This window comes from Vibrio sp. 10N.222.55.B11 (assembly GCF_041473705.1).
GTDB classification, from domain to species: Bacteria; Pseudomonadota; Gammaproteobacteria; order Enterobacterales; family Vibrionaceae; genus Vibrio; species Vibrio crassostreae_C.
This window is the reverse complement of record NZ_JBFRST010000062.1, coordinates 82,729-101,197: the sequence shown is the minus strand read 5'-3', so window position 1 is coordinate 101,197 and position 18,469 is coordinate 82,729. Positions and strand designations below refer to the sequence as shown.

The 18,469-nt window shown below is 46.8% G+C and carries 11 protein-coding genes; 1 reads left to right on the top strand and 10 read right to left on the bottom strand.

Annotation, left to right across the window (positions count from 1 at the left end):
* Positions 1 to 18: 18 nt before the first annotated feature.
* Entirely contained in the window at positions 19 to 798 is a 780-nt protein-coding gene (locus AB4503_RS21095; RefSeq protein WP_012603222.1) for a TSUP family transporter, read from the top strand.
* On the opposite strand, the gene AB4503_RS21090 is transcribed toward AB4503_RS21095, so the two are convergent.
* The 10 genes from AB4503_RS21090 to gltB (AB4503_RS21045) all read right to left on the bottom strand — a co-directional run bounded on the left by AB4503_RS21090 (position 749) and on the right by gltB (AB4503_RS21045) (position 18,087).
* The gene (locus AB4503_RS21090; RefSeq protein WP_017059296.1) at positions 749 to 1,594 is read right to left on the bottom strand and encodes a LysR family transcriptional regulator; all 846 of its coding nucleotides are present in this window, start codon (positions 1,592 to 1,594) and stop codon (positions 749 to 751) included. The genes AB4503_RS21095 and AB4503_RS21090 overlap by 50 nt on opposite strands.
* 204 nt (positions 1,595 to 1,798) lie before the next feature.
* On the bottom strand, positions 1,799 to 2,416 hold the full coding sequence (locus AB4503_RS21085; protein WP_017062893.1) for a TRIC cation channel family protein: 618 nt from the start codon (positions 2,414 to 2,416) through the stop codon (positions 1,799 to 1,801).
* A 74-nt stretch (positions 2,417 to 2,490) separates the two neighbouring features.
* Positions 2,491 to 3,360 carry a vitamin B12 ABC transporter substrate-binding protein BtuF gene (gene btuF / locus AB4503_RS21080; RefSeq protein ID WP_372115690.1) on the bottom strand — a complete coding sequence of 290 codons (870 nt, stop codon included), beginning with the start codon at positions 3,358 to 3,360 and terminating at the stop codon, positions 2,491 to 2,493.
* Between the two features lies 1 nt (position 3,361).
* On the bottom strand, positions 3,362 to 4,315 hold the full coding sequence (locus AB4503_RS21075) for a cobalamin biosynthesis family protein (RefSeq protein ID WP_229647462.1): 954 nt from the start codon (positions 4,313 to 4,315) through the stop codon (positions 3,362 to 3,364).
* Between the two features lie 10 nt (positions 4,316 to 4,325).
* Positions 4,326 to 5,021: a 5'-methylthioadenosine/S-adenosylhomocysteine nucleosidase gene (gene mtnN, locus AB4503_RS21070; protein WP_017059300.1), complete on the bottom strand. Its 696-nt coding sequence runs from the start codon at positions 5,019 to 5,021 to the stop codon at positions 4,326 to 4,328.
* A gap of 127 nt (positions 5,022 to 5,148) precedes the next feature.
* A complete protein-coding gene (locus AB4503_RS21065) occupies positions 5,149 to 5,577 on the bottom strand; it encodes a DUF1499 domain-containing protein (protein WP_017059301.1) in 429 nt (142 codons plus the stop codon).
* Positions 5,578 to 5,749: 172 nt separating this feature from the next.
* On the bottom strand, positions 5,750 to 7,162 hold the full coding sequence (locus tag AB4503_RS21060; protein WP_372100350.1) for an FAD-dependent oxidoreductase: 1,413 nt from the start codon (positions 7,160 to 7,162) through the stop codon (positions 5,750 to 5,752).
* Between the two features lie 16 nt (positions 7,163 to 7,178).
* Positions 7,179 to 11,642 (bottom strand): glutamate synthase large subunit, encoded by a 4,464-nt coding sequence (gene gltB, locus AB4503_RS21055; protein ID WP_017072315.1) that lies wholly within the window; start codon positions 11,640 to 11,642, stop codon positions 7,179 to 7,181.
* Between the two features lie 428 nt (positions 11,643 to 12,070).
* The gene (locus tag AB4503_RS21050) at positions 12,071 to 13,540 is read right to left on the bottom strand and encodes a glutamate synthase subunit beta (RefSeq protein ID WP_136973921.1); all 1,470 of its coding nucleotides are present in this window, start codon (positions 13,538 to 13,540) and stop codon (positions 12,071 to 12,073) included.
* Positions 13,540 to 18,087: a glutamate synthase large subunit gene (gltB, locus tag AB4503_RS21045; protein WP_136981994.1), complete on the bottom strand. Its 4,548-nt coding sequence runs from the start codon at positions 18,085 to 18,087 to the stop codon at positions 13,540 to 13,542. The genes AB4503_RS21050 and gltB (AB4503_RS21045) overlap by 1 nt, the downstream gene beginning before the upstream one ends.
* Between the last annotated feature and the right edge of the window lie 382 nt (positions 18,088 to 18,469).

Sequence of the window (18,469 nt, the reverse complement as noted above, 5' to 3'; positions counted from 1 at the left end):
CTTTAAGGCGTTGGGTATATGGAAATCACTCTAGAAATATTGGCTATCTTGTTTGTTGTTGCAACGGCAGCAGGCTTTATTGATGCAATGGCTGGCGGCGGTGGGTTACTGACTCTACCTGCATTGCTAGCGGCTGGAGTTCCACCGACGCAGGCATTGGCAACTAACAAACTCCAAAGCTCATTTGGCAGCTTCTCTGCGAGTTGGTATTTCGTGCGCAACGGTATCGTCAGCATCAAAGAGATGCGCCTTGCTATCTTTTGTACCTTTATTGGCTCTGCAATTGGCGCTGAGTTAGTCCAGCACATTGATGCGAGCCTACTGACCAGTGTTATCCCACTGCTGCTTATCGCTATCTCTCTCTATTTCCTGTTGGCCCCCCAAACTAGAGCGTCTGAAGGAAAACAGAAGATCTCTGAGGCCATGTTTGCTCTGTGTATTGGTGGCGGCGTGGGTTTCTATGATGGCTTTTTTGGCCCAGGAACAGGTTCTATCTTCACCGTCTGCTTTGTTGCTATTGGTCACTTCTCGTTAGTCGATGCTACGGCGCGTACTAAAGTACTTAACTTTACCTCGAATATCGCTGCCTTAATTTTCTTTATTTTGGCTGGTTTGCCTATTTGGGAGTTGGGATTAGTGATGGCGGTCGGTGGATTTATGGGCGCTCAGCTTGGCGCTAAAGTGGTGGTGACAAAAGGGCAAAAATGGATTCGCCCCCTTGTGATCGTGATGTCGATGCTAATGGCGTCTAAACTGCTTTGGGAACAGCATCAACAATGGATTCTATCAGTGTTTTAACTCGTGGAGACTGGTAACTATTTGGTCTGACACAGATATGAATCGGCCGAATCAAGCCTGCTAATTCGGTGAAGCTATACAGATATTGAGGCTCAATATTGAGTGTTTTTACGATAGAGAGCGGTATTAACGCTGGCCCAGTCCCGCCCAATGCAAGTTGAGCCGCTGCTGTGTAGGCATCCATCTCCATCAAGGGTTTGATACCAAACTTCTCTAATACAGAAAGTTGATAAGAATTGGCAGGGTTGGTCATGTCGTTAGTGATGACCATTGGAGGAAGCTCCGTTAGCGGTGACTTACTCACTATGTAAAACGGCTCATCAAATAGATGGAAGGTCATCAACCCATGATGCGGTGGCAGTAAGCCAGCACACAACCCCAAGGTCGCCTTACCAGATTGCACTCGCTCTATGATTCTCGGCGTGTGGTTGGTGGTAATGGTGATGTACTTATCTTGCTGGATGAACTGGCCCATCATCTCACCTAAATAACCGGCTATCAGAGACTTAGAGCTGTCTAGGGTGATGAGAGTAGTATCTTCCAACTCTTGCTGTTCATAAATAAGCCCGCGAAGTTCATTGAATGTCGGGCCAATACTCTCTATTAATGCTATCGCATCTGGCGTGAGTTTTATCTGTCGGCCACTCGGTTCAATGAGCTTTTTACCTAGCTTCTTTTCTAAATTCGCAATCCGTTTGCTGACCGCTGATTGGCTGATATAAAGCAAACTGCCTGTGCGGCTCATGGTCTTTGCTTTACTCAATACCAGTAGAGTTTCGATTCCTTCGAGTAGCATTGGGTTATATTCATGAAATTTGGGAATGATTGTTTCAACTTACCTCAAACAACATTCATTCTCTAGTCTTGAAACTAAAGCTTTGAACCAAGTTAGGTATTTTTAGCTATGCTCGCACGTGTAGCGCGAGAGCATAATAATTGTGTTGGGGAGCTCAAATTAAGAAAGGCTCCTTTACGGAGCCTTTCACTTTGTAACGTTAGCTTATTTGATGGCGAAGGTCGGCAATGATAAATGCCAACGAATAGCGCCAAGCCTTATCAATAGTGTTGAGAACACGCCGGCCAGAAATGCAGTTTCTGAATCGTGCCCCATGCTGATCGCCATGGTATGGAAAGTACCACCAATGATACAAGCGGTCGCGTAGACTTCACTTCTTAGAATCATAGGCACTTCACGGGCAAGTACGTCGCGGATAATACCGCCACCGCAGCCGGTGATGACACCCATGATGATCGCCACTAGTGCTGAATCTTGATAGATAAGTGCTTTTTCTACACCAATGCCAACAAACACCGCTAGGCCAATCGCATCACATACCGGCAATATCCACCAAGCCAGACGTTTCGGGCGTCTTACAATAATCATGGTCAGCAAACAGGTGATGATGATGACCCAAAGGTAGGTGGTATCGGTGATCCAAAACACGGGAGTTGCACCCAATGCCATGTCACGAATTGTGCCGCCGCCAATCGCGGTTACACTGCCTAGAACGGCGACGCCAAAGGGATCCATCTTAAGACGGCCAGCGACAAATACGCCTGAGACGGCAAAGATGGCAGTGCCAAATAAATCGATAATATAAAGCAGCATGGAGTCCATGATACTGGTGCTCTTATAGTTAAAATTGTAGGGACAGGTCGGTGGCGAATTGTACGAAAAAACGCAGCAAATAGTTAGTGATTTTGCCTAGCTCTATCAAAGAAATCGCACACTTGTTGGATCGCTTTCAAAGTTCTCGTTGTCGGGCGATTAATCCAGTCAGAATTGAGGGACAAAATCTGATTTTGAGCGACAGCTGGGATCTCATCTTCCCATGTTTGCCACATGGTTCCATTCTCAATCGCGTGCTGAGAAGTGAAGATTACTTGCGGTTTTCTTAATACAACTTGTTCAATACCAACTTGCGGATAGGGAGAGGCGCTGTCTTCAAAAATATTGTGGCCACCACAAAACTCAAACACCTCACTTGGCCAGTGTCCTTGAGCAACAGTGATGATCGGCTTTTCACTGAGCTGGTAGAAGTAGTTTACTGGCTCGGCATCTTTGTATTCTAGTCTCAACGCGTTGAGCTGCTCTCTGTATTGCTGAGCGTTATTTTCGCCAATGCTTGGATCGCTAGCGTATTCGCTCAGTTGTTCAATATTGGTTGCGATACTGTCTAGGCTTTTGGTCTTGGAGTAGTAAATATTAAAACCAAATTGCTCTAGTTTCGCGAGCTCTCTGGGCGGGTTTCCCGCTGGCCACGCAAGAATCAAATCAGGCTGAAGTGCGATGATCTTCTCAACCTTGATACCTTGATAGTTTGCCACTTTTTCAAGCTTATCGGCTTGTGGTGGGTAATCACTTCGTTCACTTACGGCAACAAGGTTGTTGCCTAAACCAGCGCTGTACGCGAGTTCAGTGGCATGAGGAGCAAGGCTGACCACGCGTTGAGCCGGCTGTACTTGTTCTTGAGTCAGTGGTACTTCTTCTGCAAATGATAAAGGCAGCCATAAGCTGGAAGACAAAATAGTAAGGCTTGTAACAAGTGCTGAAGATTCCACTCTAAATCCCTTGGTGAATAAATAGTAAGGCTAGGCTTTGTAAAAAGATCCAGATAGCGATGCGACCAAAGAGTAGTTTCTGAACCTGAGATAGATGCAGAGCTGACGGTGCGATTCTTCCGCCTAATTTTGCGCGAATGGCTTTAGTGTTGTCGTAAATCGCAGGGCCACCCAATGATAGTTCAAGCTTGTTGCCAACAGCCGTGATCAACCAGGCTGGGCCGGGTAGTGGCCAAGAGCGACTTTGGACTAACATCATCTTAAATGTGTGCGTTGCTTTATCACCACATACGATCATCAAAGCAAACAAACGCATCGGTATAAATTCGAGAATCGCGACTATCTTGATCGCCGTTGAGCCGAACGGAGAAAATTGCTTGCGACTTGGCGACCAAGCTCGAGCTAACTCGACCACAAGGCGATACATTAACGCAGCGATTCCACCACCAATGGCGTACCAGAAAAACACACAAACTACGTTACGAGCGTAACCCATGATGATGGTTTCTGTGGCGGCTTTGCCGAGGCCAAGTGACGAAAGTGATTCGGTTTGACGATTGACAATCGGAGCCAGTAACTGACGAGCGGCCGCTTTATCTTCTCGGCCAAGTGCTTTGATCAGTTGGTTAGCCAGCTTTTCATTATTGCGCCAATCAATCGCGAGTAATAACAGTGCCAATTCAAACAGTTGAGATTGCCAAACCAACGATTGCAGTGCCAAGAGAATAACCAGAGTTGGCAGTACCATTAACCCCCAAGCTAATGTACCTGAGATTAAGCTTTGGGAATAGTTGTGGTTGTTATTAACCTTGCTTGCTAAAAGCTCAGCAAACTTATGCCATAAGGTCGTGGGGTGTGCGGCATGGGGGATAGGTAAAATTAAATGAAAAAGCAGTGCTCCCCACATCACAAGGAGCACGCCATTTGCAAATACCTGATCAAACAGTGTTTGCATGTCTAGTCGCTTACTTTAGTAGGGCAACCATCTTGATAACCATTTCAGAAGAGCTTTGCGCTGCTAGTGGCAGGAACTCTTCGAAGCTCATTGGTGATTCTTTGTCTGCAACATCAGAGATTGCACGAACAACCACGAATGGTACTTGGAATTGGTGACAAGCTTGAGCGATAGCCGATGCTTCCATCTCTACAGCTACCACTGATGGGAAGTGCTTACGGATGAACTCTTGGCGTTCTGCTGTACAAACAAATGCGTCGCCAGTACAGATAAGACCGCGAACGGCATGCTTGTCTTCCATTTGTGCTAGTGCTTGTTCAGCAACAGCCATCAGTTTGTCGTCAGCTTTGAACGCTGCAGGTTGACCTGCCATTTGGCCGATTTCGTAACCGAAAGCTGTAACGTCTGCATCGTGGTGTCGAACTTCAGTTGAGATAACCACATCGCCAAGGTTCAGTGTTGAATCAAAACCGCCAGCAGAGCCCGTGTTCAGAACGGCATCTGGTTGGTATTCGCTTAGTAGGATTGAAGTACCAACAGCCGCTGCTACTTTACCAATGCCAGATTGAAGCAAAACAACGTCAACACCATTTAGCTGACCAGAGAAAAAGGTACAACCGCCTTTATTAACTTCAGTAATGTCTGAAATTGCTGCTTTTAGGATCGCAACTTCTTGCTCCATTGCGCCAATGATGCCGATTTTCATGTGTAGTCTCTTAATAAATAATATTTGAACAGTAGAGCGAAATTGTAGCATGGATAAGAAGTGTCGAGCGACTGCCCAGAGGCACTTCTCATCCGAATAGTAGCGATTTATCTGCGTATTCTTTTATCTATTTGATTAGGCCTTCGCTTTTCAAGCTAGCACGAAGTTGTTCAGCTCGTTTTCGGTTTACGCCAAAATCAGAATGGCCAGTACGAGACTCTGAACGCACGATCAGTTTGCCATCCGTGATTTTAAGTTCTAAGTCATCGACAAAACGCATGATGCGCGAAGTACATTCAACACGCAGATAATCTTCTGTTTTACTCGCGGTTTTTGATCCCGGTAAGGTTAGCGCAACCTGCTCAATCGCATCTAAGCTCGCTGAATCTGACAACTCAAACGCGGCCAATGCATGTTGCTCACGATCATCTTGAGTTGATACGCAGTTTGGTTTGTCTCCACAAGGTGATGAAGTTCTGTCTTTCATGTCCGTGATTCCTTGGCTGCAAGCGGTTAACGTTAAAAGTGATAACGAGAGGAGAGCTGCTTTTTTCATAATGTTTCCTATGGCGTTGTTTTAATTGTAGTTATAGGTATTGGCTTGTTTGCGATTGTTTTACGTATTTTTCGATATGCTTGTGATAAACGTATCTAATTCAAAAAAGGATCCATCATTGGATCCCTTTTTTATAGTAACGGCCTGAGTAATAAAGGAAACCTTAGATTAGTCACACTTCTAGGTAGTCCAAGATCCCTTCTGCGGCTTTACGGCCTTCATCGATAGCGGTCACCACTAAGTCAGATCCTCGAACCGCATCGCCACCTGCAAATATCTTGCTGTTGGTGGTTTGGTATTGAAACTCTTGTTTGTTAGGAGCCTTGATGCGACCCCACTGATCGAGCTCCACACCGAAAGGTTCTAGCCATTCCATCGTATGAGGTTGGAAACCAAATGCCATAATTACGGCATCAGCCTCAAGAACATGCTCACTGCCTTCGACAGGTTCTGGACGACGACGGCCTGCTTCATCAGGCTCACCCAAAGCGGTTTTCACGAATTTCACACCAACCACATGACCAGCGCTGTTAAGCTCTAAGCCGATAGGTTGTAGGTTGAACTTGAACTTCACCCCCTCTTCACGTGCATTTTTTACCTCACGGCGAGAACCTGGCATGTTGGCTTCATCTCGGCGGTAAGCACACACCACATCTGCCGCATTCTGACGAATAGAGGTTCGAACGCAGTCCATCGCCGTATCACCACCACCAAGCACGACGACTTTCTTACCTTGCATATCGATAAATGGGGTTGGGTTTTCCAGTTCCATGACCTTGTAGGTATTAGAAATCAAGAATGGCAGAGCATCATAAACGCCCGGTGCATCTTCGTTGTCTAAACCCGCACGCATGTTTTTATAGGTGCCGACACCAAGGAAAACAGCGTCGTAGTCATCGACGAGTTGCTGAAGTTGTACATCTTTGCCGACTTCGGTATTCATTTGGAACTCGACGCCCATCTCGCTAAAGATACGGCGACGATTTTCCATGATGCCTTTCTCAAGCTTGAACGATGGAATACCAAACGTCAGTAGGCCACCGATCTCCGGATAGCGGTCAAATACTACGGCCTTCACACCGTTTCGAACTAAGATATCAGCAGCAGCAAGACCTGCGGGGCCTGCACCGATGATTGCGACCTTTTTATCAGTCCATTCGACATGCGACATGTCTGGCTTCCAACCCATCTCAAACGCTTTGTCATTGATGTATTTTTCAATGTTGCCGATGGTTACTGCGCCGAAATCGTCGTTGAGGGTACAAGAGCCTTCACACAAACGGTCTTGAGGACAAACTCGTCCGCAAACCTCAGGCAAGCTGTTGGTTTGGTGGGACAGTTCAGCCGCTTCGATAATGCGCCCTTCATTGGCAAGCTTGAGCCATTGAGGGATGTAGTTGTGGACTGGGCACTTCCATTCACAGTAAGGATTACCACAGTCTAAACAGCGGTCAGCTTGCGCCTTAGCTTGTTGTTTAGTGAAAGGTTCGTAGATCTCTACAAACTCAATCTTACGAATTTTGATTGGTTTCTTCGCTGGATCTACGCGATTCACATCAATAAATTGGTATACATTCTGGCTCATTATTGGCTCCTTCCAATTATTGCGCTTGAACACGAAGTTCAGCTGAGCTGCGGCTTTGGTGGCCGAGCAAGGTGTTCAGATCCGCCGTCTTTGGCTTCACTAGGTAGAACTTTGGAATCCATTCATCAAAGTTCGCCAGAATAGCTTCAGCGTGTACTGAGCCAGTCTCTTCTAAGTGCTCTGCAATTAAGCCACGCAGATGTTCTTGGTGGATAAATAAGTCAGACAGAGAAAGTGCCTCGACCGACTCGTTATTTACTCGACCTTGGAAGTCTTCGTTCTTATCCATGACATAAGCGAAGCCACCTGTCATACCCGCACCGAAGTTGACGCCAGTTGCGCCAAGAATGGCAACAATACCGCCGGTCATGTATTCACAGGCGTTGTCACCAGCGCCTTCAATCACAGCAACCGTACCTGAGTTACGTACGCCAAATCGTTCGCCAGCCGTACCAGCTGCAAACAGCTTGCCTCCAGTTGCGCCATACAGACAGGTGTTGCCTATGATGGTCGCTTCGTTACAAGTAAATGCGGTGCCTTGGTGAGGCTTGATAACCACTTTGCCGCCAGCCATGCCTTTGCCAACATAGTCATTGGCATCGCCTGTTAGGTAAAGCTCAACGCCGCCTGCGTTCCAAACCGCAAAAGATTGGCCTGCTGTACCGTCGAGATATAACTTGATTGGTGAACCTGCCATCCCTTGGTTGCCGTATCGCTTAGCAATTTCACCAGAGATACGAGCACCAATCGAGCGGTCTGTGTTGATCACGTTGTAGTAAAGGCTGGTGGATTGACGTTTCTCAATTGCATCGAGTGCATCATCCAGAATCTGCTGGTTGAGCTGAGCTTTATCAAATGGTGCGTTTGGCTCGGTCCAAAACAGTGGGTGACCTTCTGGAGATACCGGAGCTTCGAGTATTGAAGAGAGATCGAGCTTGTTCTGTTTCGCGGTGAGGCCTTGAACGGCTTCAAGTAAGTCAGTACGACCAATCAGGTCCGTGAGTTTTTCTACGCCGAGTTCTGCAAGGTATTGGCGAACTTCATCGGCTAGGCCTGTAAAGTAGTTCACCACCATGTCTGGCAGGCCTTTGAAGTATTCGCGGCGTAGTGTTTCATCTTGAGTCGCAACACCCGTCGCACAGTTGTTTAGGTGACAAATTCGTAAGAACTTACAACCCATTGCGACCATTGGCGCGGTACCAAAACCAAAGCTTTCTGCACCGAGAATCGCACCTTTAATCACATCAAGGCCAGTTTTTAAACCACCATCGACTTGCAGGCGGATCTTATGACGAAGCCCGTTAGCAACCAGTGCTTGTTGAGTTTCTGCTAAGCCAAGCTCCCAAGGGCAACCTGCGTATTTTACCGAGGTTAGAGGGCTTGCCGCGGTACCGCCATCGTAGCCAGAAATGGTGATCAGATCGGCATAGGCTTTCGCTACACCAGTTGCAATCGTGCCTACACCCGGTTCCGATACTAACTTTACTGAAACCAAGGCTTTAGGGTTCACTTGTTTAAGGTCGAAAATCAGCTGCGCTAGATCCTCGATAGAATAAATATCGTGATGTGGAGGAGGGGAGATCAGTGTCACCCCTTGAACTGAATATCTCAGCTTAGCGATTTCTGCGGTAACTTTATGGCCGGGCAGTTGACCACCTTCTCCAGGCTTCGCACCTTGCGCGACCTTGATCTGCAAAACATCCGCATTGGTTAAGTAATGTGGCGTCACACCAAAACGACCGGAAGCTATCTGCTTGATACGAGAGTTACGGTCAGTACCAAAGCGTCGAGGGTCTTCACCACCTTCACCAGAGTTTGAGTAACCACCCAAGCGGTTCATCGCCATTGCTAATGCTTCATGCGCTTCTGGGCTCAAAGCACCGATCGACATTGCCGCAGAGTCGAAGCGTTTAAACAGATCGCTGTTAGGCTCGACTTGCTCTAGTGGTAGAGGCTGATCGGCTTTTTTGAGGCTCATTAAGTCGCGTAACATCGCAGCTGGACGAGCATTTACTTGCTTAGCAAAAGAGAGATAATCCGATGTCTCACCTGTTTTTACTGCAGTTTGCAGAGTGCCAACCACATCAGGGTTATAGGCGTGATATTCGCCGCCGTGTACGTATTTGAGTAAACCACCGTGCTCGATTGGCTTACGCTTAGTCCAGGCTTTACGCGATAAGTTATAGATATCTTGTTGGAAATCGCTAAAGCTTGCGCCTTGGATTCGAGTGGTAACTCCGCGGAAACAGAGCTCAACAACATCGGAATGAAGGCCAACGGCTTCGAAAAGCTGTGAACAGCGATAAGAGGCAATGGTTGAAATTCCCATCTTCGACATGATCTTGTACAGACCTTTGTTGATGCCGTTTTGGTAATTTTGCATTGCGGCACGATAATCTTTATCTAAAGAGCCATCATCCAACATTTTACCTAACGCTTCATAAGCGAGGTATGGGTAAACCGCGGTTGCACCGAAGCCAAGCAGCACAGCAAATTGGTGTGGGTCGCGCGCAGTTGCTGTCTCAACAACGATGTTGGCATCACAACGCAGGTTGGTATCAGCAAGCCTTGTTTGCACCGCACCAACCAACATGGCTGCAGGGATCGGTAGTTTTCCTTTCTCTAAACCTTTGTCCGACAGCACAACTAAAACCGCACCTTCGCTGACTTCTTGTTCGGCGCTATCACATACTGCTTTGATTGCTTGTTCTAGATCTTGGTTATTCGGGTCGTAGTGCATGCTGAGAATGACATGACGATAATGTTTTTGACTCAACTGCAGAAGCTGCTGCATGTCTGAGTAAAGCAGTACTGGTGAATCAAACGTGACACGATAGGCGTGACCGTCTGTTTCACAGAACACGTTCATCTCTTTCCCAATACTGGTCGCCAAAGACATCACGTGTTTTTCACGCAATGGATCAATCGGTGGGTTGGTGACTTGTGCAAACTTTTGACGGAAGTAATCAGTGACCAAGCGTTCTTTTGAAGAGAGCACAGCCATTGGCGTGTCGTCGCCCATTGAGCCTACTGCTTCTTGCCCCATATCACCAAGCACACGCAGCACTTGGTCGGACTCTTCGTTGCTCATCGCAAACTGTTTTTGGTAGGTCTTGAGCGTGTCATCGTCAAAGCTGCGCTTACCGACTTGCTCATCGGGCAGATCGGAAAACGGTGTGAGTTTGTGAACGTTCTTTTCCATCCACTCTTTATAAGGATGGCGACCTTTAAGGTCATTGTCGATCTCGTTAGATTGCCACAATTTACCGCGGCGCGTATCTATGACGAGCAATTCACCTGGGCCGACACGCCCTTTCTCTGCCACTTCATCTGGCGCGTAGTTCCAGATACCGACCTCAGATGCCAAGGTGATCAGGTTGTCTTTGGTGATGACATAACGCGCAGGACGCAGGCCATTTCTATCGAGGTTACACGCAGCGTAACGACCATCAGAAAGTACGATACCTGCAGGGCCATCCCACGGTTCCATGTGCTTGGAGTTGAAGTCGTAGAATGCACGTAGATCTGGGTCCATATCTGGGTGGTTTTGCCAAGCGGGCGGCACAAGCATGCGCATCGCTCGGAACACATCCATACCACCGGCAAGGAACAGGTCGAGCATGTTATCTAGGCTTGATGAATCTGAGCCTGTCTCATTCACAAAGGGTGCGGCGGTTTGTAAGTCTGGCAGCAACGGCGAAGAGAATTTATAGGCACGAGCCTTAGCCCACTGACGGTTACCTTCAATGGTATTGATCTCACCATTGTGTGCTAAATAGCGGAATGGTTGAGCCAGTGGCCAACGTGGTTGAGTATTGGTTGAGAAACGCTGGTGGAACAGACATATCGCCGATTCCATACGTAAGTCAGCAAGATCGAGGTAAAATCGCGGAAGATCGGCCGGCATACACAAGCCTTTGTAAACCATGACTTGTGTCGAAAGGCTACAAATATAGAAATCTTTGTCTTCGGTGATCTGCTTTTCAATTCTGCGACGAGCAATATATAGGCGGCGTTCGATGTCACGCTCACGCCAGCCTGCAGGTGCTGAGATAAAGACTTGTTGAATGTTTGGAACAGAATCTTTTGCGATTGGCCCCAAAACGTCGGTGTTAGTCGGCACGACACGCCAACCTGCAACCGTTAAGGTCTCTTGAGCGAGCTCTTTATTGACGATGTCTTGCGCGGATTGCGCTTTGATTGGATCTTGGCTGAAGAAAATCATGCCGACAGCGTATTGCTTGCCGAGCTTGAAGTTATTCTCTTCAGCAATAATTCTGAGATAAGAGTCAGGCTTCTGTAGTAATAAGCCACAGCCATCCCCGGTTTTACCATCCGCAGCGATACCACCACGGTGTGTCATGCGATCGAGGGCTGAAATAGCAGTTCTTACCAACTTATGACTAGGTTGGCCTTCCATTTGCGCTATTAAACCAAATCCACAGTTGTCTTTTTCAAGACTAGGATCATATAGAGCCATTGCAATTCTCCCTTTTGCTTCTCTGTCATCCAGACAGTAAATGACTAACTATTCATATACTTGTTGTTTTTTATAAACTGATAGTTTGCTTTAGCCAGTTAAAACGTTATTGGTTGTGTTAACAAAACCGATTGATTTTATTTTCATCAGCTTTACAACGTATAGCTAATTGTGTTTAAGGTCAAGTTCATGGTTAATTATCATGCATAAACGCGATTAGCCACTTAATAATCTAAAATAGTCGATGGATATCAATGAGATATATAAGGTGAATGTTAACGAGATTTAACATATACAACAGGATGATTTTGAAAACGACAAATGCCAGATAGAAAAAAGGCTAGCATCGAGTGCTAGCCAAATATAAAAGTTAGGAAGGGTATTGCTTTTCCTCTAGGCTAACGTAATTGACGTTAGCCCGAGAAATATTATGCGGAAAGCATGAGTGAATCAGCTTTCGCTTCTAAGTTTGAGTTACCCATTAAGAAGTCATCAATGGCAATTGCACATTCACGACCTTCATTAATACAACGTACAACTAGAGATTGACCAGTACGCATATCACCAGCAGCGAAAACGCCTTTCTGGTTCGTTGCAAAACCTTCAGAAGCGACGTTACCGCGCTCGTCCAGTTTAATGTCGAGTTGAGCAAGCACGCCGGTTGGCTCCGGGTGTAAGAAGCCCATTGCTAGGAATGCCATGTCACAAGGAATAACACGTTCAGAGTTCGCGACTTCATCAAAGCCTGGACGCTCACCTGGTTTCGCATCTTGCCAAACGATGTCAGCAATACGTAGACCCGTCACTTGACCTTGCTCGTTACCGATGAACTCTTTGGTTAAGATGTTCCAGTGACGTTCACAACCTTCTTCGTGAGAAGTGGTGGTTTTCATGATCATTGGGTATTGAGGCCAAGGCATGTTTGCAGGGCGCTTCTCTGGTGGGATCGGCATGATCTCAACCTGAGTAATGCTCGCTGCCTTATGACGGTTTGATGTGCCCACACAGTCAGAACCAGTATCACCACCACCGATAACCACAACGTGCTTATCTTTAGCGTGAATCTCTTCTGTTTTAAGATCTAGGTTGTTAGCACGGCGGTTGTTTTGACCAAGGAATTCCATGGCAAAGTGAACGCCTTTCAACTCACGACCAGGGATTGGCAAGTCACGTGGAACCGTAGAACCACCCGTTAGCAATACCACATCAAACTCTTGGCGTAGCTGCTGAGCGTTAACATCAACACCGATGTGTTGGTTAACTTTAAACTCAACGCCCGCTTCAGCCATTAGGTTGATCTTACGATCAATCACGTCCATACCCAGTTTGAAATCTGGGATACCGAAGCGAAGTAGACCACCGACTTTCTCGTCACGTTCAAATACCGTTACCGAGTGACCAGCGCTGTTTAGCTGCTCCGCTGCGGCTAAGCCAGCAGGACCTGAACCGATAACTGCGACAGTTTTACCTGTGCGAGAGCGTGGTGTTTTAGGTTTTGCGTACCCTTCACGGTACGCAGTTTCAACAATCGTTTTCTCGATATTACAGATAGTGATTGGGTCTTGGTTGATACCAAGAACACAGGCACTTTCACAAGGAGCAGGACAAACACGACCGGTAAACTCAGGGAAGTTGTTGGTAGAGCTTAGGATATTCCAAGCCTCTTCCCAGCTGTCACGGTAAACCGCATCATTGAATTCTGGGATGATGTTACCAATCGGACAGCCGTTGTGACAGAAAGGTACGCCACAGTCCATACAACGAGATGCTTGAGTATTGATCTTGTCACCAAACTCTTCGTTAAGTACGAACTCTTTGTTGTCTTCAATACGAACCGATGGATCGAGCTTCTTTGGAAGCTCGCGACCGTGTTCTAAAAATCCAGTAGGCTTACCCATTATACTGCCTCCACTTCTTCCGTTTGTGCCTGTTGTGCTTCAGCTTTACGCTTCTCAAGAACTGCTTTGTAGTCGCGTGGCATAACTTTAATCAGTGATGCAACACTTGCTTCAAAGTTGTCTAGGAAAGACTGAGCAACTTCACTTCCTGTGAATTCAACGTGCTTGGTTAGCATATCTAGTAGAAGATCTTTATCTTCTTGTTCAATTGGATCTAGGTCTACAAGTTCTGGGTTAAGCTTGGTTTCGAAGTCACCCGCTTTGTCCCAAACATAAGCGACACCGCCACTCATGCCCGCAGCAAAGTTACGACCTGTTGAACCAAGGATAATGGCAACACCACCAGTCATGTATTCACAACCGTGGTCACCAACGCCCTCAACAACAACCTTCGCACCTGAGTTACGAACACAGAAACGTTCGCCTGCCATACCGCGAATGAAAGATTCACCTGAGGTCGCACCGTAGAAACATACGTTACCAACCACGATGTTATCTTCAGCAACGATAGAAGATTTCGCATCTGGGTACAGTACCAAAGTACCGCCAGACAGACCTTTACCCCAGTAATCGTTCGCGTCGCCTTCTACTTCGAACTTAACGCCTTTCGCAAGGAACGCACCGAAAGATTGGCCAGCACTACCGTGGAACTTAACGTTCATTGGTTGTGGTAAACCTTGGTCTTTGTAAACCTTCGAGATTTCGTTCGACAGCATGGTACCAGCAGAGCGGTCCGTGTTGATGATAGGGAAGCTCGCATTCACGGCTTCGCCTTTCTCAAGAGCTGGAATCGCAGCTTGAATCAACTTGCGGTCTAGAACGTCTTCTAGGTTGTGGTTTTGTTGCGTCTGGTTGTAGATACCATCTTCTTCACGTGCCTGCTCAATGTGCAGTACAGGTGTTAGATCTAGGTTCTTGTACTTCCAGTGGCCGATGTCATCACGAACTTTAAGTTTGTGCGATTGACCTACCATCTCATCGATAGAGCGGAAGCCAAGTTCAGCCATTACTTCACGCAGACCTTCAGCCATGTATTGGAAGAAAGTCACTACGTCTTCTACGCGGCCGTCGAAACGTTCACGCAGAGTCTTGTTCTGTGTAGCGATACCAACAGGACATGTATTCTTGTGACACTTACGCATCATGATACAGCCTTCAACCACTAGAGCTGCTGTTGCTACGCCCCATTCTTCAGCGCCAAGTAACGTTGCTACTGCAAGATCACGTGGTGTTTTCATCTGACCATCAGATTGAACAACGATACGGTTACGTAGGCCGTTTTTCAGTAGTGTTTGGTGCGTTTCCGCTAGACCCAGCTCCCAAGGCAGACCGGTATGACGGATAGAAGACATCGGAGATGCACCCGTACCACCATCGAAACCTGCGATAAGTACTACGTCAGCTTTCGCTTTTGCTACACCTGATGCAATCGTACCTACGCCAGCTTCTGATACTAGCTTCACGTTGACACGGCCGTTACGGTTCGCGTTCTTCAGATCGTAGATTAGCTGAGCCAAATCTTCGATTGAGTAGATATCGTGGTGTGGCGGTGGCGAGATAAGACCTACGCCTGGAGTCGAGTGACGCGTTGCGCCGATCCAGTCATCAACCTTATCACCAGGTAGTTGACCACCTTCGCCCGGTTTCGCACCTTGAGCCATCTTGATTTGTAGCTCATCAGCGTTAGATAGGTAGTAAGACGTTACACCAAAGCGACCAGAAGCCACCTGTTTGATTGCTGAACGTTCCCAGTCGCCGTTTTCTTTACGTTCGAAACGTGCTGGATCTTCACCACCTTCACCTGAGTTTGATTTCGCGCCAATGCGGTTCATCGCAACAGCCAGTGTTGAGTGAGCCTCATGCGAGATTGAACCAAAGCTCATTGCGCCGGTTGCGAAACGCTTAAGAATGTTCTCGATTGGTTCTACTTCTGCTAGAGGAATAGAGCCTGCAGGGTTCTTGATGAAGTCCAGTTGGCTACGTAGCGTTGCTGCGTTGTCGCCTTGGTCATCAACTGCTTTTGCGTACTTCTTGAACTGACCGTAATCTTTGTTACGCGTCGATTCTTGAAGTAGAGAAATCGTTTCTGGGTTGAATAAGTGTTTCTCACCACGTTGTTTCCACTGGTAAACACCACCAACATCAAGGATCTGAGCTGGAATTTCACGAGCTGGGTAACCAACACGGTGACGAACCAATACTTCTCGCGCGATATCGTCGATCGTTAGACCTTGGATACGAGAAACAGTACCTGTGAAGTATTTTTCAACCACTGATTTGCTAACACCAAGTGCTTCAAAGATTTGTGCACCGTGGTAAGACTGCAGCGTAGAGATCCCCATCTTAGAGAAGATCTTAAGTAGACCGCCGTTAACACCTTTACGGTAGTTATCGAATAACTCACGTGGGTGTACGTTTGGATCTAGCTTCTTAGTACGTTGCAGTTCAACAATCGTTTCAATAACTAGGTATGGGTTAACTGCGTTTGCACCATAACCGATAAGCGTTGCAAAGTGGTGTGTCTCACGAGCGTCGCCCGTTTCAACAACGATGTCACACTTAGCACGTAGACCTTTACGGATTAGGTGGTGGTGAACCGCGCCAACCGCCAGCATTGCTGGAATAGCGGCATGGTTAGAGTTAACCGCACGGTCTGTCAGTAGGATGATAGAGTAGCCATCAATCACTGCGTCTTCTGCGTATTGGCAGATACGCTTAAGTGCGCGCTCTAACTTACCTTGGTCGCCATTTGCTTGGAATACGATATCCAGCGTCTTCGCCTGAAGGTGCTCGTTATCGATTGCACGCAGTTTTTCTAACTCAGAGTTAGACAGTACTGGAGACTCAAGTTCTACTTTTTGACAGTGCTCAGGTGTTTCAGCAAGTAAGTTCTGGTCTTTACCTAGGTAAGTGTTCAGAGACATAACCATGCGCTCACGAATCGGGTCGATCGGCGGGTTAGTTACTTGTGCAAACAACTGTTTGAAGTAGTTTGAAAGGTGCTGCGATTGGTGAGAAAGAATCGCTAGCGGCCAGTCAGCACCCATTGCAGAAAGTGGCTCGTAGCCTGTTTTCGCAAGAGGTAGAATGATTTCGTTTACTTCTTCAGAACTCACGCCAAACGATTGTTGTTTGTGTAGTAGTTTCTCTGGAGAAGGTTGGCTAAATTCGTTGCTCGCATCCGGTAGCTTTTTCAGGCTCAGAAGGTTCTCTTCAACCCACTTTTCGTAAGGTTGTGCTTTAGCAATGCTGTCTTTCACTTCTTCATCAGAAATGATGCGGCCTTGCTCAAGGTCAGCAACGAAGATACGACCTGGTTGTAGACGACCACGGTACTCAACGTTTTCAGGTGCAATCTCAACAACACCAGACTCAGACGCCATTACTAGGAAGTCGTCTTTAGTTACTGTGTAGCGAGAAGGACGCAGACCGTTACGGTCAAGTGTTGCACCTACTTGAACACCATCGGTGAAACATACTGATGCTGGGCCATCCCATGGTTCCATAACGTTCGCGTGGTACTGGTAGAACGCACGACGAGTTGGGTCCATGTTTTTGTTTTCTTGCCATGCTTCTGGGATCATCATCATCAACGCGTGTGGCAGAGTACGACCTGAAAGAACAAGTAGCTCAAGTGCCATATCGAAGTTTGATGAATCCGAACTACCTTCCTGACAGATAGGAAGCAGCATGTCGATTTCAGCTTGTGTAAACAGATCCGATTCTAGGATTGCTTCACGTGCTTTCATCCAGTTCAGGTTGCCGCGAACCGTATTGATTTCGCCATTGTGCGCGATGTAACGGAAAGGCTGAGCTAGACGCCAACGTGGGAATGTATTGGTAGAGAAGCGAGAGTGTACTAGTGCTAGAGCTGTCACCATGGTTGGGTTTTGCAGATCTAGGAAGTACTGAGGAACTTGTTCAGTTGTTAGCTGACCTTTGTACACCAATGTCTTGTAAGACATAGAGTTGATGTAGAAGTCATCACCGATATTTGAAACGCTTTCTAGGCATACACGAACCGTGTAGTTACGTAGAACATACAGTTTACGCTCAAGCTCTTCTGGTGTGATACCAGGGCCGCCAGAAATAAATACGTGTTCAAATTGAGGTTCAGTGCTTAGTGGGTCAGCACCAATCATTGAATTGTCCGTTGGAAGTTCACGGTAACCGATTACTTCTAACTCAAGGCGTTGTGCATTGCGTTCTAGAATGTCACGACACTGTGCACGTTTGTGTTCATCTTTAGGGAAAAGTACAACACCAACACCATATTTTTCAAAAGATGGCAGCTTAATTCCAAGCTTTACGGCTTCTTCTAGTAAGAATTCGTGCGGCTTCTGTAGCAGGATACCTGCACCATCACCAGAACACGGATCGCAGCCTTGGCCGCCACGGTGTTCCATACGTGCAAGCATATCGAGTGCTTGAGTTACTACATCATGAGATTTGCGATTCTTTAGATGCGCAACAAAACCGATACCACAAGCGTCATGCTCCAATTCAGGAGTATACAGACCCTGTGAGTTCTGCTCTTGATCTACCATAGATACATCCTTCCAGTTAAATCTAGGCGCAACTTATTTGTATAAAGTCAGCCTTGTCCTTTTATATTTATGGGTCTAAACCTGCCTATGCTGGCGGTTTGAATCCTTTCCGTATCTCGCAGAAAAGTATTGCGAGAAAAACAATCCTTAGTGATACCTGTTTATTTTTAACCACAAACTAGTGGTTTATATAGGTGGGAGTTAGATATCACCGACTTATTAGCAAGTTTTCGTTGTAAGTAAATACTCAAAAATAGCCAATATGTGTAAGTATCCTACAATTTTGTCTAGGCGAATTGCAATGAAAGTTGACCCATGTAGACCATTTTTTTCGTTTTATTTTGAATTTAATGCCTAACAAATGTGCAACATTAGGCAAATA

What these genes read in the sequence shown, in the direction of transcription:
- AB4503_RS21095 (WP_012603222.1), top strand. Translation starts at nt 19, where the DNA reads ATGGAAATCACTCTAGAAATATTGGCTATCTTGTTTGTTGTTGCAACG.
- gltB (WP_017072315.1), bottom strand. Translation starts at nt 11,642, where the DNA reads ATGGCTCTATATGATCCTAGTCTTGAAAAAGACAACTGTGGATTTGGT.
- AB4503_RS21065 (WP_017059301.1), bottom strand. Translation starts at nt 5,577, where the DNA reads ATGAAAAAAGCAGCTCTCCTCTCGTTATCACTTTTAACGTTAACCGCT.
- AB4503_RS21075 (WP_229647462.1), bottom strand. Translation starts at nt 4,315, where the DNA reads ATGCAAACACTGTTTGATCAGGTATTTGCAAATGGCGTGCTCCTTGTG.
- mtnN (WP_017059300.1), bottom strand. Translation starts at nt 5,021, where the DNA reads ATGAAAATCGGCATCATTGGCGCAATGGAGCAAGAAGTTGCGATCCTA.
- AB4503_RS21060 (WP_372100350.1), bottom strand. Translation starts at nt 7,162, where the DNA reads ATGAGCCAGAATGTATACCAATTTATTGATGTGAATCGCGTAGATCCA.
- AB4503_RS21090 (WP_017059296.1), bottom strand. Translation starts at nt 1,594, where the DNA reads ATGCTACTCGAAGGAATCGAAACTCTACTGGTATTGAGTAAAGCAAAG.
- gltB (WP_136981994.1), bottom strand. Translation starts at nt 18,087, where the DNA reads ATGGTAGATCAAGAGCAGAACTCACAGGGTCTGTATACTCCTGAATTG.
- AB4503_RS21050 (WP_136973921.1), bottom strand. Translation starts at nt 13,540, where the DNA reads ATGGGTAAGCCTACTGGATTTTTAGAACACGGTCGCGAGCTTCCAAAG.
- AB4503_RS21085 (WP_017062893.1), bottom strand. Translation starts at nt 2,416, where the DNA reads ATGGACTCCATGCTGCTTTATATTATCGATTTATTTGGCACTGCCATC.